This window comes from Lacrimispora indolis DSM 755 (assembly GCF_000526995.1).
GTDB lineage: Bacteria > Bacillota > Clostridia > Lachnospirales > Lachnospiraceae > Lacrimispora > Lacrimispora indolis.
Window position 1 is genome coordinate 2995779 of record NZ_AZUI01000001.1, and the last position, 20801, is coordinate 3016579.

Consider the following 20801-nt stretch of genomic DNA (forward strand, 5'->3'; position numbering starts at 1 on the left):
TGAAGAAACAACTAAAAAATATCGAAAAAATTATATGCTGATTTTACATTTATCTGATATAATAGAGAAAAATGTATTTTCAAAAGGAGGGTATTAAAAATGATAGGTAGTAAGAAAAGAAGGTTTCTGTCACTATGGCTGGCTCTGCTCATGGTCATATCCCTGACAACGGGCATATCCTTTTCGTCTCTGGCGGCAGACCAGGATATCGTGGTTCTCTACACCAATGATGTCCATTGCGGAGTCGACGGCAACATAGGATATGCGGGACTTGCTCTCTATAAAAAAGAGATGCAGGCCCAGACTCCTTATGTAACTCTGGTTGATAATGGAGATGCCATTCAGGGCGCGCCGATCGGAACTCTGTCAGACGGAGGATATCTGATTGATATTATGAACAAAGTCGGTTATGACTTTGCGGTGCCGGGCAACCATGAGTTTGACTATGGGATGCCCCGTTTTCTGGAACTGGCAGGAAAGTTAAGCTGCGGCTACTATTCCAGCAATTTCATGGATTTAAGGACAGGCTCCGCAGTATTTGCACCTTATAAGATTTTTACATACGGAGATACGAAGGTCGCGTTTGTGGGAGCAACCACGCCGGAAAGCTTTACCAAATCCACACCGGCTTATTTCCAGGATGGAAACGGAAATTACATTTACGGCTTTTGTGAAGATGAAAGCGGACAAAAACTCTATACACAGATCCAGTCATCGGTAGACAGCGCCAAGGCAGAAGGGGCTGCTTATGTGATTTTGGTAGGCCATTTAGGCGAAAACGGCACAACAGACCGTTGGACCTCTGACAGCGTGATCAAGAATACCACCGGCATTGATGTGTTGATTGACGGCCATTCCCATGAAGCATATGGAAAGTACGTAAAAAATAAGGATGGCCAGGACGTGCTTCTCACCCAGACAGGAACAAAGTTAGAGAACATCGGAAAGCTGACACTCCGCACCGACGGAACCATTACCAGCGAACTGATTTCCCAGGTTCCGGCAGGAGCAGGCACCAGCGCATATACAGTAAAAAGCGGTGATTCCTTAAGCAGGATCGCAAAGAGAGAATTAGGATCTTATAACCGCTGGAAGGAAATTTATGAAGCAAACAGGGACAAGATCAAAGATCCAAATGTCCTTACTGTGGGAATCCAGCTGGTAATTCCGGGAAAGAGTGCTGTAACGGCTGACGGAAAGGCTGTTGACTATGATACAGATATGTTTATAAAGGCAATTCAGGCCCAGTACAATGAGACCTTAAAGACTGTGATCGGACATACGGATGTAGAGCTTACGGTCAATGACCCGGCAACAGGGGAACGTGCGGTCAGAAGTGCTGAGACAAACCTTGGGGACTTGTGCGCCGATGCATACCGTTATGTGCTTGGAGCAGATATCGGCCTTTCCAACGGCGGCGGTGTAAGAGCCAGCATAAAGGCCGGCAACATTACTTATAATGATACCCTTACCGTATTCCCATTCGGCAACATGGGCTGCGTTGTGGAAGCAACCGGCCAGCAGATCAAGGATGCCCTGGAAATGGCTTCCCGTAACTGCCCGAAGGAAAACGGCGGTTTCCTTCAGGTATCCGGAATTACCTATACCATTGATACCTCCAAGGCACCCAACGTGGAGGTAGATGAAAAGGGTAATTTTATAAAAGTGACCGGAGCATACCGGGTAACTGATATCATGGTGGGCGGCGCTCCTCTTGATGTGAACAAGACTTATACCGTAGCCTCTCATAATTACATGTTAAAGTCAGGCGGCGACGGAATGACCATGTTTAAGGGAAGCAAGGTAATCCTTGATGATGTTCTGGCTGATGTGGATCTGCTTTCCGCTTATATCCGCAGCAACTTAGGCGGCAATGTAGGCGCTGATTATGCAAATCCTGCAGGTCAGGGCAGAATCACCATTAAATAATGAGATAAAAGAAATGCAGCCTGCCCGGTAACGAGGGCAGGCTTTTCCATTGCTTCTTTTGAAGGAGGATGATACACTGATAGACAGAAACAAGTATAGATAAAGGATTAGGAGATTGATATTATGTTGTTAAAGAACCCGCAGACCCGTTTTGAGGAAATATACCGAATTTACAAGGAATCATTTCCTGACATTGAGCGCCGGACCAAAGACGATCAGAAAAGGGTTTTCGGTGATCCCTGTTATGGAGTCCGAGTTATAGAAGAGGAAGGAAAGATTCTGGCGTTTCTGGGATACTGGGATCTTCCCTCCTGTGTCTTTTTGGAGCATCTGGCAACAACGGAAGCATGCAGGGGAAAAGGGTATGGAAAACAGCTGGTACAGGAGGTCATGAGAGAAGGGAAAAAACCTGTGTTTTTGGAAATAGAGCCAATCACAGAGAAGGACCCTATGACCAGAAGCAGAGCCGGATTTTACGGCAGGCTGGGATTTCACACCAACACCTTTTACTATGAGCAGATGCCTTTAAAGCCTGGGGACAGACCCATCCCATTGTGGATCATGAGCTATGGAAAGCCTGTCACCGAGGAGGAGTTTAAGCCATATAAGAAGGAAATTTATGAAGTGGTATATGGCGTTGATGCGGAATAAAGGTTAAAGCGCAGCCAAAGACTGCCGCAGGAGCCGGTGTCATGCCGGCTTCAGACGGCAGGGAGAAAAGGAATCTGTGAAGAGATTTGGTTTTATTAAAATGCTGGAGGTTCAAATGAAGAACATTCCCAACTTAATCACCATATCAAGAATATTAGGAACTGCGGTTTTGCTGGTCCTGACACCATTTTCAGGTCAATTTTTTATTGTATATTTTTTGTGCGGTCTCAGTGATGTTTTAGACGGGATCATTGCCCGGAAAATGAATATGGTAAGCAAAAAGGGTCAGATTCTGGATAGCATTGCAGATGTTTTTATGGCTGCGGCTTTGTTGTTCTTATTTGTTCCCCGCTTTCAATTGCCTTTGTGGGGCATTTATTGGATCATTATTATTGCGGTCATCCGCCTGGCATCTTTGGTCATTGGTTTTATACGATACAGGCAGCCGGCCTTTTTGCATACGTATGCGAATAAAGCAACAGGGATCGCTTTGTTTTGTTTCCCGTTTTTATATATTGGATTAGGATTATACACAACAACTATTTTCGTTTGTTTTATTGCAAGCGTTTCAGCAGTAGAAGAGTTGATCATCAATGCTGTTTCTAAAAAGTTATGGAGAGATATTAAATCCATATTTTCTTTATGAAAATATACAAGATTCCCTCACGTTTCATTTAAAGTCAATTTACGGGCAAAACCCTAAGTCAGGCGTATTAAGCAAAGTTTCCATGGTATTTCTCATGAAATCATCATTAATAAAATATAAAATGCAAATTGATCTATGACAGGAGCCTTCAATGAAGCTGATAAAAGCCTCGGTTAAGCATTTTCATACGGTAAAATTTATAGTGAAAACTACAATTGAGACGGTATATCCTGATTATTATCCCAAAGGAGCCGTTGATTTTTTTCTTTGCCACCATTCTGATGAGGGGATTAAAAAAGCCATTATGGACGGAGGGGTGTACCTGATCCAGGATGATGACAGAATCATCGGTACCGGAAGCATCAATGGAAATGAAATAAGCAGACTGTTTGTATTACCCCAATATCAGGGCAATGGATTCGGAACGGCCATAATGGATGAACTGGAAAGAATCATTTTCAACCATCATTCCCAGATCGTATTAGATGCCTCTCTGCCTGCTTATGGAATGTATGTTCACAGAGGGTATATCCCTGTGGAATATCATAGGCTTAAAACGGAAAACGGCCATTACCTGTGCTATCATGTAATGAAGAAGCTGAGAAATTAATATTGTTTGATCTAAACAACCTGGAAGTACGCCCAGGCAAACATCTTTCAAGGGAAGAAATAAATCATTATTTTGCCGGTATTGATATAAAAATAAAAACTTATCTTTCGCAGTTAACGGATAATCAGCTGTTGGGTACTCCGCCTGATTGTGAATACAATCGTTTCACTTTGATTTTGGCCCAGTTCAGGCATTTACATAGCCATATGGGAATGATCATGGGTTTTATTATTGACGGCACAGGCCTATGGCCGAGAGTGTTGGGATTAGAGAATCCTTTTCCGATCGGAGAGTATAATAAATATTCGTAATTATTAAAACAAGAACAAAAAAACGTTTTGTTCGTAAGATTAAGTAAATTTAAGAAATTAGTGAGTCTTTTCGTTTTGATCGTTAAAAATCATGATCCATGGAAATATGAATTATTTATACCATGTAAAAACAGGGATTCAGGGGGAGCGGGATATGGCTGTTGCAGTTTTATCGGATATTCACAGCAACTACATTGCATTGGAAAGGTGCATTGAGCATGTATTATCAAAGGGTATAAAAACATTTATTTTTCTGGGCGATTATGTTGGTGAATTGGCCTATCCGGATAAAACCATGAAGAAAATTTATGAGCTGTCTGCTGATTATGAATGTTATTTCATCAAGGGAAATAAAGAAGATTATTGGATAAATTATCAAAATAACCGGTTTGTACCGTTGGACAACGATTCGACAACTGGTTGCTTGCTGTATGCGTATAAACATTTGTCCGAAAGAGACATGGATTTTTTTAAAGAGTTGCCAATATCCCAGAATATTACCATAGGAAATATGCCACAGATAACGATATGTCATGGCTCGCCTTACAAAACAAATCAAAAGCTGTTACCAGACGATGAGAAAACATTTGAGATCATGGAAAGGATGGATTCATCTCTTATATTATGCGGTCATACACATATCCAGGGTAAAATTGAGAACAAAGGAAAAATTGTATTGAATGCAGGATCTGTTGGGCTTCCCATGTATAGTGGGGGAAAATCGCAGTTTCTGCTTTTGCATGAAGTGGACAATCAGTGGAAAGAGGAATTTGTCAGCCTGGAATATGATCTGGAAAGTGCAATAAAAGAGATTCATACATCAGGGCTGGATAACCATGCGCCCTATTGGTGTATGGTTACTGAAAATTTATTGCGAAAGGGAAATGTATCACATAGTATGGTGCTGGAAAGGGCAATGTCATTATGCAATGATGAAACCGGAAATTGTATATGGCCCAATGTCCCGGAAAAGTATTGGAAACAGGCAGTGGAAGAAATTATTTGAAAATACTTTGCTTCCGTTGTGAAGCTGGCAGAAAACCATTGGCCCCAAATAAGGATCCTTCCATGAAATAAAGATTAAGGCTGCGCCGCTCCAATGGCTCCTGAAGGCCGTTTCTTCACAAGATAAGCTGCAGGATGCATATATTGAATCAGTAGAATAAAATAAGACGATTAATTATGCTTAAAGGAGTCGGTGGAAGTGAACCAATATAAAATTTGCGTATATGCAATCAGTAAAAACGAAGAACAGTTTGTGGATCGCTGGATGGATGCCGTATCTGAAGCCGATGCAGTCATTGTAACGGATACAGGCTCAACCGATCATACAGTTGAAAGGCTTCGGGAAAGAGGAGCCATCGTTTATGAAGAGACCATATCGCCGTGGAGGTTTGACACTGCCCGCAATGTGGCATTAAGTCATGTCCCCGAGGATGCTGATATCTGTGTTTCCAATGACTTAGACGAGGTTTTTGAGCCTGGATGGCGGCAGAAGCTGGAAGACTTATGGAAACCGGAACAAACCCGCGCACGATATTTATTTACATTTGCCTGCAACCCTGACGGCACACCACAAAAGCAGTATCCCATGGAAAAAATCCATAGCCGCCATGGCTACCGTTGGGTGCATCCGGTTCATGAGATCCTGGAATACAGCGGACCGGGCCTTGAAAAAATCACATGGATCAAGGGGCTTGTCTTAAATCATTATCCGGATTTGTCAAAACCAAGAAGCCAATATCTTCCCCTTTTGGAATTGTCGGTTCAGGAGAATCCCCTTGATGACAGGGCAACGTTCTGGCTTGGAAGAGAGTATGTGTATTATAAAAATTATGACAAGGGAATTGAAACACTGAAGAAGCACCTTTCCATTCCAACAGCTAAATGGAATGAGGAACGCAGTGCGTCTATGCGTTTTATTGCCAAATGTTATGAAGAAAAAGGAAATTTAAAAGAGGCCAGATTATGGCTCTTCCGGGCGCTGGCAGAATGCCCGGATGTAAGGGAACCATATCTTGCTCTGGTGAAATCAGGTTACAAGGAAAAAAACTGGCCCTTGGTTTATGCCATGGCGGAAAAGGGATTAGCTATCACGGAAAGCACAGGAAGCTATCTGGTTGATCCGGAGAGCTGGGGATATGCCTTATATGATTACAGCTCCATCAGCGCTTATAATATGGGCATGTATGAGAAAGCCGGAGAGTATGCCCGGAAGGCCCTGAGCATGGCCCCTGATAACAAAAGGCTGCAGAATAATCTGTTGACGGTTGAAGATAAGATCAAAAAACAGGAAAAAGCGGAGGGACACTCATGAAACTAAAAATTTGTGTTTATGCAATTTGCAAAAATGAGGTACAATTTGTAGATAAGTGGATGGACTCCATGAGTGAGGCTGATTTGATTGTAGTCACGGATACCGGCTCCGAGGATGGGACCGTTGAGAAACTGAGAGAACGTGGGGCGGTTGTATATGTGGATATAGTGAAGCCCTGGCGGTTTGATGTGGCACGGAATATTTCACTGGATCATGTTCCGGAAGATGCAGACATCTGCGTTTGTACGGACTTGGATGAGTTATTTGAGCCGGGCTGGCGGAACAAGCTGGAGGAGGCATGGCTTAATCATAAGCCGAAAAATCCCATGCCGGCCGCAAAATGGGGCAGATATCTTTATAACTGGAGCCTTAAGGAAGACGGGACTCCTGATATACAATTTTATTATTTTAAAGTGCATAGCCGGATGGGCTTCCGCTGGAAATGCCCTGTTCATGAATTTCTCCAATACACAGAAAAACTGCCCGTTGAAACCATATATATTGAGGGCATGGTTCTCAGTCATTACCCTGACCCAGATAAATCCCGCGGTTCTTATCTTCCCCTTTTGGAGCTTGCAGTAGAGGAGGCTCCGGAGGATGAGAGAATGCGGTATTATCTTGGCAGAGAATATATGTACAAGAGCCAATGGAAGAAATGCATTGAGACCCTTAAGGAATATCTTGCAATGCCTTCTGCCGTATGGAGCGATGAAAGATGTGCCGCAATGCGCTGGATTGCAAAATCCTGCTATAAAACAGGGTATTTGAAAGAGGCATACGCCTGGTATTATAAAGCCATTGCAGAAGTGCCTGATATACGCGACCACTATGTGGAGTTTTCTAAAATGTGCTATGAATTAAAAGACTGGTCAATGACGTATTTCCTGACAAAAGAAGCTTTAAAAATAAAAGAGAAATCAAAAACTTTTGTCAATATGGGGTATTCCTGGGACTATACCCCGGATGATTATTGCTCCATAGCTGCCTTTTGGCTGGGCATGACGAAGGAATCCCTGGAACATGCAAAGAGTGCCCTTCAATATGATCCCCATAATGAACGGCTGAAAAACAATTATAATATCATTGCCGCCAAATGGAATCTGAACAATTAAGGGATTTTTTACCGCCAGCCAATGATCGGCTGGCGGTATTTTTCGTTTGCCTGTAAGGGCGGATTCTGATGAGGTAATATCCTGTGTTCCGCAAGCTTCAGTCAGATATTCCCCATTTCTATGGTTATTTTTTGGCATAGGCCTTTTTTATGGCTGTTAAAAAGTACTGTTCATCCTGCGCTCCGGACACCGCATATTCTCCGTCAATGATAAAGTACGGAATGCTATTAATTCCAAGCCGGCGGGCTGCGGCTTCATCCTCTTGCAACCCTTTTTTCAACGTGCCGCGTTCAAGTTCACGTTTTAGCGGAAGAACATTCAGCCCAACTTCCTCCGCAATTTGCAAAAGTGCCGTTTCATCGCCAATGTCCATGCCTTCTTCAAAATAGGCTTTAAAGTACCGCTTGATCAAGGTACCTTCCTTTTGGAATCTTTTGGCGTACTGCATAATCTGGTGGGCTAATTCCGAGGTGTTAAGTTTTACACGGTCAAAATCGTAGTGAAGGCCTGCTTCGTTTCCTGCTTCGGCAATCCTGGCATTGTTTGCCTTGGCCTGAGCATAACTGATGTGGTATTTCTCCGCAACGACCTGATGAATATCCTTGTCTTTTGTATGTACGCCTGACTTATGCAGCTGAAAGCTTCGGAAAACCAGTTCCACATCCTCCTTGTGCTCAAATTCTGCCAAGGCCTTTTCAAACTTTATCTCACCCAAATAACAGAAGGGGCAGACAAAATCAATCCATATCTCTACTTTCATTAAAAACCCTCCTCTCTTTCCTCTTTCAAGGTGTCAGAACCGCCATGACCGGCAGTTTATTTTTAGGTCGATATAAGAAATAAGGGAAACAGCAGAAGCTTCTGCTGTTTCCCCGGTGTAATTTAGGAAACCTTTTCAATCCAAGCTGCAAAAGCGGCTAAAAATCCATTAATAAAGTCCTTAGTGCCTTCGTTGCTTAGCGCACCGTTTTCATCAATTAATGTGTGGTAAGCACCGATGTATGCTTCCGGCTGGGCAAGGGTCAAAACATTGAGAAATGCCAGCACCTGGCGCAGATGATGATTTGCTCCAAAGCCCCCGATCCCTCCGGGAGACTGGCTGATCACAGCGCCCGGCTTGCCGTTCCAAACATTTTCACCATAAGGACGTGAGCCGATATCAAGTGCATTTTTCAATGCGGCTGGGATGGAGCGGTTGTGCTCTGGCGTGATGAACAGCACGGCATCCAAAGACTTGACATCCTCACGAAACGTTGTATATTCGGAAATGTCCTGACCATCGTAATCCTGATTGTAAAGTGGAAGCCTGCTGATGTCGATGTTTTTCACTTCATAGCCTGCCGGTGCGTGTTCACTGATGTAGTCTGCAATACTTCCGGAGAAAGAATTTTTTCTCAAACTGCCTGTAATAATTCCAATGGTTTTACTCATAATCATGTACCTCCGTTTATTATATTATTTTTTTGTTATTTACTGGTTGCAAACGGTAAATCTTGTTCGGATGAACTGGAGATCTTCTATCTCATTCACAATGGCGGCTGCCATGGCTCCGCTGGTTACAATAGACTGGCCGTTGGAAGACGTCAGCAAATGATCCTTCCCTACAATGGGAACCGTTGCTTCTCCGGCACCAAAATCTGCCGAAGGTGACACTCCCACCCAGTTTACATTTTCAATAACGCGTAAAAAGTTAAGGGTCTTGCAGGCTTCCGTGGGAATGGAAATACAGGAGCAGCATCCGGAACTGTCTTTAGGGTTTCCAGAAACAGCTTGCCCTCCTTGATTTATGAATGAAATTCTTTTGTGATGTCTGCCAGTGTGATAGCAGACAATTTTTCTTCGGTTGCGGTTTGTATGGTGCCGTATAAATGCTTCAGCGTGTTTTCAATTTTTGCGCCCACAGGACAATCATGATTTGTGTTGCCATGAATGCTGAACAGATCCGTATGATCTTCTACTGCAAGGAAAATATTAAGAAGCGTAATGTCTTCTGCATTTTTAGCAAGCCCTGTTGCGCCAAGCCTGGTACTCGTTTTAATTAGATTTGCCTTCTTTAAACGGCTCATCAATCGGCGGACAAGAGCAGGGTTGGTATTGATGCTGGTGGCAATGTACTCGGAGGTGGCAGGCTGCGTTCCCATCAGTGCGATCACACTTAAAATATGGATGCTTACCGATAATTTACTTGAATACATAGATACCTCCTTTAGTAACTATTTTAGTTACTAATATTGTTTTCGTCAAGAACTTTTTGAAATAAATTTATTTCAGAATTCTTGAATGCTGAAACAGGAAAATTTACGGTACCTGCCACAGAAAAATACTTTGTAAAGGCAACTATTAATTATTTCACATTAGCGGCAATCCCAGGTTCACTTCCCAAACTATTTCCATGAAAAAAAGTGAGATTTTAAATAGTTTCATACAATTCTGCGCAAAGTTTCATTGACAAATTTCTCAGGCGCGGTATGATATTGCATGAAAGAAAAGTTTATGCAATCACGGAGGAAGCGCAGCATGGATGAACAGAAAAGATACAGATTGCAGGTAAGAGGCAAACTTATTTTATTTGTAAGTGTTTTAGTTTTCAGTACAATTTTACTATTGACGGCAATTTTTTATGTAAGCTTGAACCGCGCGTATCAGAATTGGATTGACTCAAGCTATCAAAGCTTTGATACAAACATCAAAACAGCGGTGGAAAGCCTTGTGAGCGTATTGGAGACCAATAATAAACGATATGAAAACGGTGAGATCACAGAGCAGGAAGCTCGTAAAAATGCGGAGGCCATTGTGCGGGATACCCGTTATGGCGGCGGAAACGGGTATTTCTGGGCGGATACATCCACAGGATTATGCGCCGTACATATGAACCCCGATTACGAGGGGAAAGAGCGTTATGATGAACAGGATCTGGCCGGAAATTATTATATCCGCAATTTGATCGAAAGCGGTTCAATGTCCGGCGGCGGATATACGGATTATTACTTTACCAAACCGGGACAGGATGGCATGTTCGCAAAGAGAGCTTATACCTTAAAATTTGAACCCTATGACTGGAATATCAGTACAGGAAATTACATCGACGATATTGACGGTGCGGTTGCAAATTATCAAAAGCAGAAGGTATTTGAAATATTGCTGCTTCTTGGAGTGTCCATTGGCATCTGCGTAATCGGCCTTTTGGTCCTTGCCGTTCTTCTGAACCGTATAACCGCGCCACTAAGCCCCATTGCAGGCAGGCTGAAGCTTTTGGCCGCAGGAGATGTGCATACACTTCCTGTACCCGTCTGCCAGACAAAGGACGAGATGGAGGTGCTGTCCCAGGCAACCGATGAGCTGATAATCCAGATGCGTGATGTGGTAGATGACATTACCGTACATTTGGAACATATGGCACAAGGTGATATGACGCTTCCTGTGGAAAAAGAATATTCCGGCGATTTTGCGCCCATTCACGATTCTCTTCTTCTGATTTACCAGCAGCTCAACCAGACACTGCAGGTTATCCATCAGTCGGCTGACCAGGTGAGTGCCGGTTCTTCCCAGGTGGCTGACGCTGCCCAGGCATTGGCTGCAGGAGCGACCGAGCAGGCAGGAACCATTGAACAGCTTTCCGCATCAATTACAGAGGTTTCCATCCAGGTGGAGGAAAGCTCCGCCCATATAGAGGAAGCGACCGGATGCGTGGAGCAGACCGTTGACCGGGTAGAAGAAAGCAATGATAAAATGAAGCAAATGCTGAATGCAATGGACGAAATAAAAAAGACCTCTGATGAAATCGGTAAAATTACAAAGTCTATCGATGGAATTGCTTCTCAGACAAATTTACTGGCGCTGAATGCTGCAGTGGAGGCAGCGCGGGCTGGGGAAGCGGGTAAGGGGTTTGCCGTTGTTGCTGATGAAGTCCGCAGCCTGGCGGCTCAGGCAGCCCAGGCCGCAAAACGGACTGCCGTGCTGGTTGAAAACGCCTCCCATGCCGTAAAGGGAGGAATGACCACTGCCCAGGAAAATGCAGCCATTCTCATGGACGTGTCCAACCAGGCAAGGCATGTGCGTGAACTCATGGAAACCGTGGAAAAGGCATCCCGGGAGCAGACAGCTGCCATGAATCAGGTGACTTACGGAATTACCCAGATATCAGCTGTAGTACAGAGCAATGCGGCTACAGCAGAAGAAAGCTCCGCCTCCAGCGAAGAGCTTTCCGCGCAGGCTGATTTGCTGCGTAAAGAAGTGAGCAAATTTAAAATTGCAGTTCAGGAAAAAAATGGATAATTCCTCCTGTATTCGCTTACTTTTCAAGTAAAAAACAAGAATTTATGTTCTTTTTAACAATATATCCAAGAAGATATTGAATTAAAAATCTCATTATGATACGATGAAGCTGGTCAGTTATTTCTAAATTAATTAAATAAGGAGGTTTTTAATAAATGGATATCCGCTATTCAGCAAATCAGAAGGATTTCAAACGTTACACAACAGAAGAAACCAGAAATGAATTTTTAATTGAAAATTTATACATTGCCAATGAGGTAGTTGCCGTATATTCTCACGTAGACCGCATGGTGACCTTAGGCTGTATGCCTACAACAGAAGCTGTTTCCATTGACAAGGGAATTGATATCTGGAAAAATTTCGGTACAAGCTATTTCCTTGAAAGACGGGAAGTCGGCATTTTCAACATTGGAGGCGCCGGAAAGATCGTTGCAGACGGGGAAGAATTTAAGATGGGATATAAGGATTGCTTATATATCACCAAGGGAACAAAAGAAGTGACCTTCACAAGCGAGGATGCATCAAACCCGGCTAAATTCTATATGGTAAGTGCACCGGCCCATAAGTCCTGCAAGACCACCTTCATCCCCATTGAAAAGGCAGCCAAGAAGCCTTTAGGCGCCATGGAGACATCCAACAAACGTGTGATCAACCAGTTCATTCATCCGGACGTACTGGAGACCTGCCAGCTGTCCATGGGATTGACTGTTCTGGATCCGGGCAGCGTATGGAACACCATGCCATCTCATACTCATGAAAGACGTATGGAGATCTACATGTACTTCGAGATCCCGGAGAACAACGTAGTATTTCATATGATGGGCGAGGGCAATGAGACAAGACATATTGTTATGCAGAATGAGCAGGCAGTGATCAGCCCATCCTGGAGCATCCATTCCGGTGCAGGTACCAGCAACTATACCTTCATCTGGGCAATGGGCGGAGAGAACCAGGCATTTGATGATATGGATACCATTCCTACAACTGAATTAAGATAATTTTTATATATGATAAGGCAGATGCGCTCCTTCCGGCGCATCTGCTTTTTTGCTTCTTGGGAATCGGAATACCGTTTCAAGGCAAGGGGAATAATCTGGTGATCAGCTATTTCTAATCAAACCGTGTGAAATCTCTGTGAAAATGTAGAAATCTGCCTTTCAATTTGATACAATATGGCTGATAAATACTTTGTGATATAAAAGATCTGATTTCAGGAGGTTATTATGGAACAGTTAAAGATATTGGTAGTGGATGATGAAGCCAGAATGAGAAAACTGGTAAAGGATTTTTTAAGTGTAAAAGGTTTTTCTGTGGTCGAGGCCTCCAATGGGGAAGAAGCTGTGGATATCTTTTTTGAACAAAAGGACATTGTACTGATTATTCTTGATGTGATGATGCCTAAAATGGATGGCTGGGAGACCTGCAAAACCATCCGGAAATATTCCCAGGTTCCCATCATTATGCTGACCGCAAGAAGCGAAGAGCGTGATGAGCTTCAGGGCTTTGACTTAGGGGTGGATGAGTATATTTCCAAACCGTTCAGCCCAAAGATCCTGGTGGCCCGTGTGGATGCCATTTTAAGGCGCAGCAATGCCGTCACCGCAGATGCAGTGGAAATAGGAGGGATCTGCATTGACAAAGCAGCCCATCAGGTCACCATTGACGGTAAGGACATTGATTTGAGTTATAAAGAATTTGAGCTTTTGGCTTATTTCCTGGAAAACCAGGGAATTGCCCTGTCCAGGGAGAAGATACTGAACAATGTCTGGAATTACGATTACTTTGGAGATGCCCGGACCATTGATACTCATGTAAAAAAGCTGAGAAACAAGATGGGAGAGAAGGGTGATTATATAAAGACTATATGGGGAATGGGATATAAATTTGAAGTGTAAGGAAAGGATATCATTTAAGGTGAGTGAATGAAACATTCCATCAAAGCGCGTTTTGCCATAATTTTTGTATGTCTGATGGCCTTTGTCCTTATGTCCACATGGTGTGTGAACAACTGGTTTCTGGAGAGCTTTTACACCAGGGATAAGGTGCGCACCCTGGAGAGGGCCTATACGCAGATCGACAAGGTGGTGGCACAGGCCAATGACAGCGGGAAGGGGATCATTGATTATTACAAGGATACCTATGACCCGAATTTTAAAAATGAAGGCCCTGCTCAGAAGATGTTCCGGGTCATGGGAGAAAAATACAATCTGATGATGGTGCTGATCGACAGCACCACAGACGAGGCCCTTATGTCCACAAACGGAGATCAGCAGTTTTTAAGAAACAGGGTGGAGACCTATATATTCGGAAAGAACGTACCCGAAGCCAGTATTTTAAAAAGACATGACAATTATATCGTTCAGAAAACCTATGACAGGCGTTCCGATTCTTATTATCTGGAAAGCTGGGGGTATTTTTCTGACAATAAAACGATTTTTCTCATCTCCGTCCCCCTTGCCAGCATCCGGGAAAGTGTGCTGCTGGCAAACCGGTTCCTGGCCTATGTGGGTGTGGCAGCTTTGTTTATAGGAAGTATATTTATATACTTTACGACAAAAAGAATGATCTCTCCCATCCTTCAGCTTGCCAATCTGTCAGAGAAAATGTCGGCGCTGGATTTTGACGCGAAGTACACCGGCACAGAGATAGATGAGATCGGAGTGTTGGGAAACAGCATGAATCAATTGTCTGATACATTGAAGGATACCATTGGGCAGCTGCGGGCGGCCAATGAAAAGCTGCAGAAGGATATTGATGAAAAGATAAAAATCGATGAAATGCGCAAGGACTTTATCGCCAACGTTTCCCACGAACTAAAGACTCCCATCGCGCTTATTCAAGGATATGCGGAGGGACTTACGGAAGGAATGGCAGAGGATCCTGACAGCAGGGATTATTACTGCGGGGTCATCATGGATGAGGCAGGTAAAATGAATACCATGGTCCGTCAGCTTCTTAATCTCACTGCTCTTGAGTTCGGCAATGACAGCATTCAGCCGGAACGCTTCGATTTGACTGAGCTGATCCGGGGTGTCATCAATTCGGCCGGTATTTTGATCCAGCAGAAGGAGGCAGAGGTGAAGCTGGAGGATTGCGGTCCCATATTTGTGTTTGCAGACGAATTTAAAATAGAAGAAGTTATTACAAACTATTTAAATAATGCCCTTAATCATTTGGAGGGAGAACGAAAAATCGTGGTCACGGCAGAAGAAAACGGAGAAGAAGCTCTTGTAACCGTGTTTAACACCGGCCAGAATATTCCGGAGGAAGACTTACCAAATCTTTGGACTAAGTTTTTTAAAGTGGATAAAGCACATACCAGGGAGTATGGGGGAAGTGGTATTGGGCTTTCTATTGTTAAGGCTATTATGGATTCCCATGGGAAGTCTTGCGGTGTCCGGAATGTGATGGGTGGGGTGGAGTTTTGGTTTACTTTGGATTGTTGTAAAGAAGGTTTAGAAATGGGTGCGCTGCAGATTGATAGGGCTGTGAAATGAATGCAGCCAAAAGTCTTTTGCGCCGGAAAAAAGGAATATCCAAGGCTGTTGATCTGTATCTGAAGAGATGTGCTTTATACGGCAGAACCAATGAGACACTATGTTGGAAAAATTACTGGCAATATATAGTGTTTTCTGAGTAAACTTAAAACCATTGATTTTACTGTCTTTTTTGACATTTTGTGATAATATTAGAGCAAGGCTTTGATAGGGATTGATTTATTGGTCTTTCAGTTTTAATGAACATTTATCATGAAAAGAGGCCGAAATCGTGAATAAAATATTCGTCACGAATCTTTTCAAGATGTAGACACTTAATAGATAAAGAGGAAGGGAAAAAGATGATTATAGGTTATACAGCAGGCGTTTATGATTTGTTCCATATTGGCCATTTGAATTTGCTGAAAAACGCAAAAGGAATGTGTGATAAATTAATTGTTGGTGTTACGACAGATGATTTAGTAATATATAAAGGGAAGCATGCATTGATTCCTTTTGAAGATCGCCTTGAGATTGTGAGAAGCGTAAAGTATGTTGATGCAGTTGTACCTCAATGCGACATGGATAAACTCACTATGTGTAAAAAATTAGATGCTACAGTTTTATTTGTAGGAGATGACTGGTATGGATCGGAGAAATGGAAGGAATATGAAAAGGAATTTGCTAAGGCTGGAATAAAGATTATCTATTTCCCATACACCAAAGGAGTGTCATCAACAATTATCTCAGAAACATTGATTGGAGCCAGGGATAAGAGGGAAGAAGGTTAATATGGAATTTTGAAATTTTATGGCACATGGATTTTAAGTTTAAATAGATTTTTTAATGACGGAGGGTATAAAAATGAACGTAGATAAAGAGTATTGTATGAGTTCATTTTTGATGTATAGAACGATTGCGGACAGAAATAAACAATTCTCGGAAAAAGTGATTCCTAATTTATATACAGATATTACTGAGAAAACGGTAATAAAAGATAGTAATGATTTGGAAAAAGCATTAGAAACCCGAATTGAGATGTGCACAAAGGATGGCAAAGCTGCTTTGGCCTTGTCAGGAGGTATTGATTCGGCTGTATTAGCGAAATTTATGCCGGAGGGTTCTACGGTATATACTTTTAAATGCATTGTTCCTGGTATAAAAGTTATAGATGAAACGGTTGCGGCTGCAAAGTATGCAAAAGAATGTGGATTGATTCACAAGATTATTGAGATTTATTGGGAAGATTTTGAAAAGTTTGCACCTATTTTAATGTTACATAAAGGAGCGCCTATACACTCTATAGAAGTACAAATATATAAGGCATGTCTAAAGGCTAAAGCGGATGGATTTGAAAGAATTATCTTTGGTGAAAGTGCTGATTTAAATTATGGTGGGTTAAGTGGACTCATGTCTAAAGATTGGAAGGTTGGAGAGTTTATTGATAGATATTCTTATGTGAAACCTTATTATGTACTGAAAAACCCTGTGTCAGTATATGAACCAATAAAACAATATGAGAATGATGGATATATCAATGTTCATGAGTTTTGCCGTGGATTTTTTCTGGAAGAGGCTATGGGATCCTATTCAAATGCGTGTCAGACGGCAGGAATAGGGCTGGAAACCCCATATGTCACTACACGGTTGGATGTACCTTTAGATTTACAAAGAATTAGAGAGGGTGAAAATAAATATTTAATACGAGAGGTGTTTAAACGGCTGTATAGTGATTTTGAAGCTCCTGTAAAAACACCTATGCCTAGACCGACGAATGAATGGCTTATGGATTGGAGTGGTCCTTCTAGACCGGAATTTTATCCTCACTGTACAGATGATATGACCGGAGATCAAAAATGGTTAGTAATGGCCTTGGAGATGTTCCTTAATGTGTTGGAAAGAGGATATATAAATGAAAATAAATAAGGTGGCTATTGAAAAATGTTATGACTACTCTGATTTTGAAATTGAACATTCTTTAAATAAACTTATGTTAGATTTAGGCTTGAATGTAGATAATCCGTTTGAAGAATTCATAAAACCGGGGATGTCCGTTTTTATTAAGCCCAATTGGGTAGCTTCGAGATGGAGGGCTTCATGCGATCATGAAGGTACACTGTATTCTGTAATTACACATGAAAAAATAATAGAAGCTGTGGCTGATAGAGCTGCGAAGGCTCTTGGCGGTAAAGGCCAAATTATTATTGGAGATAATCCTTCAATAGATGCAGATTTTTCAGAATTAATGGAGTTTACTGGAATAAAAAGATTAGAAACAAAGTATTCAGTACCATTGAGAGTCATAGACATGCGTCCATTAGTTTGTGATGATTTAAAATATTATGGACAACGTGATAAGATGGTGACACAAACGGGCGATCCAAATGGAGAGGTGCAGGTTAATTTAGGTAAAGATTCAATGCTTTATAATGTTGATTCAACCCTATTTCGAGGAGTTTTTAATGAGCGTGAAGAGACCATAAAATCTCATACAGGAGAAAACCAATTATACACTTTTGGCCGTAGTCTTTATGATGCTGATGTATATATATCCATTCCTAAAATGAAAACACACCAAAAGGTAGGAGCCACACTGAATTTAAAAGGGTTAGTTGGCAGTGTAACTGATAAGAATCAGTTAGTACATTGGAAAGTTGGCTCCCCAGAGTTGGGTGGAGATGAATATCCGAATTTGCAGGCATTTGAAGCTGCTAAAAAGGCAAGAGTAACGCATAGGGGTTCTTGGCCAGGAAATGATACAATATGGAGGATGGTTGTTGATTTGTACAAATCAATGCATAAAAAAAAGCGTAGTTATTTTACAATTATTGATGGTGTCATATCAGGTGAAGGGCAAGGACCCTTTTGCACTACAACAAAATATTCAAATATACTTGTGGCCGGCCAAGACCTACTTTCCACTGATATTGTAACTGTAAAGCTTATGGGCCTGAATCCCTCTAAAATAAGTTATCTAGATTATTTTTTGGAAAACGGTAGTGTAAGTTATGATGAGATAGAGGTAAAATCTACAATAGATCTTTTTAATAAGCCAGGAGGGGAATTTCTCGAAGCACATGACCGATATCTTGATTTTAAGGTTGTTCCACAGTGGGAGTGTATAAAAACAGAGTTAAAGAGTTAGATTATCTAATCTTAAAAAAAATCCCCAGGTTTTGTCTGAAAGTTACCTTTATACGCAGATAGCAGATTTTCTTATACAGTTATATATATCATGGAATTCTTCGTAAGGTGAATAACAATAAAAAAGAAAGTGGATAAAGTGAAAAAATCAAAAACAACAATTTGGAATATGAGAATAAAAAAAATTATTCCTCACTATTAATTGTGCGGTAGCTGACTATATTTTACATTTCGGATATAGTATGATATGACTATATAAAACGGTGGGTTTTGTATGGAATTAATCAAAGAGGATTTATATGTCACAGCTGCATTGATGGAGAAGAAGCTAAAGCCCATTTATGATTAGCTTGAAATACTGTTAATTAAACAGGACATTACAACTCGTAAACTTAAAGATATTAATTTCAGGTTAACAAGTTTAGAAGTATACTAGCAAAAAAATAGGAAAAGTCAATGATAAAGTCGAAACATTGGTTGCCGTTTTGGAAGATAGGAATATTTTATAAAAAAAAGGATTAATATTGTTTAAAAAAAGGGATTTATTTGGAGATGAAAGTATGGATATTGGTGCGATCAGTATGGAAATGAGCCTTGCAAGAGTACAGCAGAGTGCAGGAATCAATGTTGCGAAAAAGGCCATTGATTCCCAGGAACTTGCCGCCGCCGGATTGCTTCAGATGGCTGATGCGGCGGTTTCCAGGCAACCCCCTACAGACGGGATTGGTCAGTTTGTGAATGTGAGAGCTTAAGGAAAGGGGGATATGCAGATGTATATCCTCCTTTTCAACTAATGACATGGTCCTAACCTGTTCTCAGCTGCCATAAAATATTTTAAATATTTCAAAAAAAGACTTATTTTTTATTCCTATCGGTACGATAATGTAGATGAAAGGAAGTAGACTTCCCAAAGACACAAGTGTCAAATGTCTGGAATCATGAATGCGGATGGTACCCCGCAGGATTCCATCAAAAGCATTACTTATTTCCTGATTCAGGAAAAACATATCATGCAGGGAAAAGGAATTCCCTGTAACACATTCAAGGAGGAAATTATCTATGAGAATTCAACACAACATCGCTGCAATCAACTCTTACAGACAGTTAGGCAGCAATAACACAGCAGTATCCAAGAACCTTGAGAAATTATCTTCTGGTTACAGAATCAACCGCGCAGGCGATGACGCTGCAGGTCTTGCTATCTCTGAAAAGATGAGAGCACAGATCACAGGTCTTGAGACTGCTCAGAAAAATGCCAACGATGGTATCTCTTTAATCCAGACCGCTGAAGGTGCATTAACAGAGGTTCACTCCATGTTAAACCGTATGGTTGAGCTGGCTGGACAGTCTGCAAATGGAACCTATCAGGATGCTGTTGACCGTGAAAACCTTCAGAAGGAAGTTAAATCTTTAACAGATGAAATTGATCGTATCTCTCAGGGTACAAACTTCAATGGTATCAATCTGTTAGATGGCAGCATGGGTAAGTCATCAACAAAGCTTAGCACCCAGCCTGCAGCAGGAACTGTAATTGGAAGTACAGTAGTTACAAAGTTTTCTGGAATGTCTCTGGCGTCAGGTGATACAGTTTCAGTTGCAGCTGGTACCGCAACTAATGGTGCTGGTGCTAAGACGAACGAAGTTGTTGTTACGATTTTAAAGGAAGATGGATCTTCTAAGGATATCGTTATTGATCTTGAAAAAGCTGTTAAAAAGTCTGATGGAACCGCTCTTGGAACAGGTGCCCTTGGTACTGGAGATACTGGTGTAATTGACTTAACTGAAGCTGGTTTAGGTAAGATTGAATTTACAGCTAACGGTGCTGATACAGCTGAATCACTTGCAACTGGTCTTGTAGGTAAGTTTGCAGGACAGGCAACACCGGCGGCAGACTCTGGTGTCACAGGTGATGGTACTGGTTTGACATTGCAGATTGGAGATACAGCTGATGACTTTAATAAGTTGACAGTTAGTGTCAAGAGTATGAGCTCCAAGTCCTTAGGAATCAATGGAGTTGACTTAAGTACTCAAAGTGGCGCTTCCAGTGCGATTAAACTGATTAAGAATGCTATTAATACTGTATCCTCCACTCGCGGTGATTTGGGTGCTTTACAGAACCGTCTGGAGCACACCATCAACAACTTGGGTGTAACTTCTGAGAACATGACAGCAGCTGAGAGCCGTATCCGTGATGTTGACATGGCTCAGGAAATGATGAACTATACAAAGAACAATATCCTTGTACAGTCTTCCCAGGCTATGCTTGCTCAGGCAAATCAGCTTCCTCAGGGAGTATTACAGTTATTACGGTAATTGTTTCTTTCATTTCC

Annotated in this window: 21 protein-coding genes; 17 read left to right on the top strand and 4 right to left on the bottom strand. The window is 41.9% G+C overall.

Going from position 1 to position 20801, the window contains the following annotated elements; translation table 11 throughout:
• The first annotated feature begins 99 nt into the window (after positions 1-99).
• The 8 genes from K401_RS0114345 (at position 100) to K401_RS0114380 (ending at position 7576) form a co-directional block, all read left to right on the top strand.
• Positions 100-1929: a bifunctional metallophosphatase/5'-nucleotidase gene (locus K401_RS0114345; RefSeq protein ID WP_024293594.1), complete on the top strand. Its 1830-nt coding sequence runs from the start codon at positions 100-102 to the stop codon at positions 1927-1929.
• Between the two features lie 123 nt (positions 1930-2052).
• Positions 2053-2580: a GNAT family N-acetyltransferase gene (locus K401_RS0114350; RefSeq protein WP_024293595.1), complete on the top strand. Its 528-nt coding sequence runs from the start codon at positions 2053-2055 to the stop codon at positions 2578-2580.
• A gap of 76 nt (positions 2581-2656) precedes the next feature.
• A complete protein-coding gene (locus K401_RS0114355; protein ID WP_330362249.1) occupies positions 2657-3226 on the top strand; it encodes a CDP-alcohol phosphatidyltransferase family protein in 570 nt (189 codons plus the stop codon).
• A 151-nt stretch (positions 3227-3377) separates the two neighbouring features.
• Positions 3378-3836 (top strand): GNAT family N-acetyltransferase, encoded by a 459-nt coding sequence (locus tag K401_RS0114360; RefSeq protein ID WP_024293597.1) that lies wholly within the window; start codon positions 3378-3380, stop codon positions 3834-3836.
• A gap of 2 nt (positions 3837-3838) precedes the next feature.
• A complete protein-coding gene (locus K401_RS0114365) occupies positions 3839-4147 on the top strand; it encodes a hypothetical protein (protein ID WP_024293598.1) in 309 nt (102 codons plus the stop codon).
• 154 nt (positions 4148-4301) lie between these two features.
• Positions 4302-5153, top strand: a complete 852-nt coding sequence (locus K401_RS0114370) for a metallophosphoesterase family protein (protein ID WP_024293599.1) — start codon at positions 4302-4304, stop codon at positions 5151-5153.
• A 198-nt stretch (positions 5154-5351) separates the two neighbouring features.
• Positions 5352-6464 (top strand): tetratricopeptide repeat-containing glycosyltransferase, encoded by a 1113-nt coding sequence (locus tag K401_RS0114375; RefSeq protein WP_024293600.1) that lies wholly within the window; start codon positions 5352-5354, stop codon positions 6462-6464.
• Positions 6461-7576 (top strand): tetratricopeptide repeat-containing glycosyltransferase, encoded by a 1116-nt coding sequence (locus tag K401_RS0114380; RefSeq protein ID WP_024293601.1) that lies wholly within the window; start codon positions 6461-6463, stop codon positions 7574-7576. Before K401_RS0114375 ends, K401_RS0114380 begins: the two co-directional genes overlap by 4 nt.
• A 124-nt stretch (positions 7577-7700) precedes the next feature.
• On the opposite strand, the gene K401_RS0114385 is transcribed toward K401_RS0114380, so the two are convergent.
• The 4 genes from K401_RS0114385 to K401_RS0114400 form a co-directional block, all read right to left on the bottom strand.
• The gene (locus K401_RS0114385; protein ID WP_024293602.1) at positions 7701-8336 is read right to left on the bottom strand and encodes a DsbA family oxidoreductase; all 636 of its coding nucleotides are present in this window, start codon (positions 8334-8336) and stop codon (positions 7701-7703) included.
• A 122-nt stretch (positions 8337-8458) separates the two neighbouring features.
• Entirely contained in the window at positions 8459-9007 is a 549-nt protein-coding gene (locus tag K401_RS0114390) for an NADPH-dependent FMN reductase (protein WP_024293603.1), read from the bottom strand.
• A 39-nt stretch (positions 9008-9046) separates the two neighbouring features.
• The gene (locus K401_RS0114395) at positions 9047-9229 is read right to left on the bottom strand and encodes an NAD(P)-dependent oxidoreductase (protein WP_024293604.1); all 183 of its coding nucleotides are present in this window, start codon (positions 9227-9229) and stop codon (positions 9047-9049) included.
• Between the two features lie 131 nt (positions 9230-9360).
• Positions 9361-9771, bottom strand: a complete 411-nt coding sequence (locus K401_RS0114400; protein WP_027352437.1) for an Rrf2 family transcriptional regulator — start codon at positions 9769-9771, stop codon at positions 9361-9363.
• Positions 9772-10093: 322 nt separating this feature from the next.
• On the opposite strand from K401_RS0114400, the gene K401_RS0114405 reads away from it, so the two are divergent.
• The 9 genes from K401_RS0114405 (at position 10094) to K401_RS0114450 (ending at position 20784) form a co-directional block, all read left to right on the top strand.
• Positions 10094-11851 carry a methyl-accepting chemotaxis protein gene (locus K401_RS0114405; protein WP_024293605.1) on the top strand — a complete coding sequence of 586 codons (1758 nt, stop codon included), beginning with the start codon at positions 10094-10096 and terminating at the stop codon, positions 11849-11851.
• A 155-nt stretch (positions 11852-12006) separates the two neighbouring features.
• Positions 12007-12849: a 5-dehydro-4-deoxy-D-glucuronate isomerase gene (gene kduI / locus K401_RS0114410; RefSeq protein ID WP_024293606.1), complete on the top strand. Its 843-nt coding sequence runs from the start codon at positions 12007-12009 to the stop codon at positions 12847-12849.
• Positions 12850-13074: 225 nt separating this feature from the next.
• Positions 13075-13746 carry a response regulator transcription factor gene (locus tag K401_RS0114415; protein WP_024293607.1) on the top strand — a complete coding sequence of 224 codons (672 nt, stop codon included), beginning with the start codon at positions 13075-13077 and terminating at the stop codon, positions 13744-13746.
• 27 nt (positions 13747-13773) lie between these two features.
• Positions 13774-15348, top strand: a complete 1575-nt coding sequence (locus K401_RS0114420) for a sensor histidine kinase (protein WP_024293608.1) — start codon at positions 13774-13776, stop codon at positions 15346-15348.
• Between the two features lie 341 nt (positions 15349-15689).
• Positions 15690-16118, top strand: coding sequence for an FAD synthase family protein (locus K401_RS0114425; protein WP_024293609.1), 429 nt, complete (start codon positions 15690-15692; stop codon positions 16116-16118).
• A gap of 73 nt (positions 16119-16191) precedes the next feature.
• Complete coding sequence (locus tag K401_RS0114430) at positions 16192-17253, top strand: asparagine synthase C-terminal domain-containing protein (protein WP_024293610.1); 1062 nt, start codon at positions 16192-16194, stop codon at positions 17251-17253.
• Positions 17240-18472, top strand: coding sequence for a DUF362 domain-containing protein (locus tag K401_RS0114435; RefSeq protein ID WP_024293611.1), 1233 nt, complete (start codon positions 17240-17242; stop codon positions 18470-18472). Before K401_RS0114430 ends, K401_RS0114435 begins: the two co-directional genes overlap by 14 nt.
• Before the next feature lie 559 nt (positions 18473-19031).
• On the top strand, positions 19032-19223 hold the full coding sequence (locus K401_RS0114440; RefSeq protein WP_024293612.1) for a YjfB family protein: 192 nt from the start codon (positions 19032-19034) through the stop codon (positions 19221-19223).
• Positions 19224-19530: 307 nt separating this feature from the next.
• On the top strand, positions 19531-20784 hold the full coding sequence (locus K401_RS0114450) for a flagellin N-terminal helical domain-containing protein (protein ID WP_024293614.1): 1254 nt from the start codon (positions 19531-19533) through the stop codon (positions 20782-20784).
• The last annotated feature ends 17 nt before the right edge of the window (positions 20785-20801 follow it).

Excerpts from the sequence above, each read along its gene's own strand:
- K401_RS0114345 (WP_024293594.1), top strand. The coding sequence starts at position 100 with ATGATAGGTAGTAAGAAAAGAAGGTTTCTGTCACTATGGCTGGCTCTG.
- K401_RS0114430 (WP_024293610.1), top strand. The coding sequence starts at position 16,192 with ATGAACGTAGATAAAGAGTATTGTATGAGTTCATTTTTGATGTATAGA.
- K401_RS0114400 (WP_027352437.1), bottom strand. The coding sequence starts at position 9,771 with ATGTATTCAAGTAAATTATCGGTAAGCATCCATATTTTAAGTGTGATC.
- K401_RS0114420 (WP_024293608.1), top strand. The coding sequence starts at position 13,774 with ATGAAACATTCCATCAAAGCGCGTTTTGCCATAATTTTTGTATGTCTG.
- K401_RS0114405 (WP_024293605.1), top strand. The coding sequence starts at position 10,094 with ATGGATGAACAGAAAAGATACAGATTGCAGGTAAGAGGCAAACTTATT.
- K401_RS0114385 (WP_024293602.1), bottom strand. The coding sequence starts at position 8,336 with ATGAAAGTAGAGATATGGATTGATTTTGTCTGCCCCTTCTGTTATTTG.
- K401_RS0114390 (WP_024293603.1), bottom strand. The coding sequence starts at position 9,007 with ATGAGTAAAACCATTGGAATTATTACAGGCAGTTTGAGAAAAAATTCT.
- kduI (WP_024293606.1), top strand. The coding sequence starts at position 12,007 with ATGGATATCCGCTATTCAGCAAATCAGAAGGATTTCAAACGTTACACA.
- K401_RS0114415 (WP_024293607.1), top strand. The coding sequence starts at position 13,075 with ATGGAACAGTTAAAGATATTGGTAGTGGATGATGAAGCCAGAATGAGA.
- K401_RS0114450 (WP_024293614.1), top strand. The coding sequence starts at position 19,531 with ATGAGAATTCAACACAACATCGCTGCAATCAACTCTTACAGACAGTTA.
- K401_RS0114380 (WP_024293601.1), top strand. The coding sequence starts at position 6,461 with ATGAAACTAAAAATTTGTGTTTATGCAATTTGCAAAAATGAGGTACAA.
- K401_RS0114350 (WP_024293595.1), top strand. The coding sequence starts at position 2,053 with ATGTTGTTAAAGAACCCGCAGACCCGTTTTGAGGAAATATACCGAATT.
- K401_RS0114370 (WP_024293599.1), top strand. The coding sequence starts at position 4,302 with ATGGCTGTTGCAGTTTTATCGGATATTCACAGCAACTACATTGCATTG.
- K401_RS0114435 (WP_024293611.1), top strand. The coding sequence starts at position 17,240 with ATGAAAATAAATAAGGTGGCTATTGAAAAATGTTATGACTACTCTGAT.
- K401_RS0114360 (WP_024293597.1), top strand. The coding sequence starts at position 3,378 with ATGAAGCTGATAAAAGCCTCGGTTAAGCATTTTCATACGGTAAAATTT.
- K401_RS0114425 (WP_024293609.1), top strand. The coding sequence starts at position 15,690 with ATGATTATAGGTTATACAGCAGGCGTTTATGATTTGTTCCATATTGGC.
- K401_RS0114440 (WP_024293612.1), top strand. The coding sequence starts at position 19,032 with ATGGATATTGGTGCGATCAGTATGGAAATGAGCCTTGCAAGAGTACAG.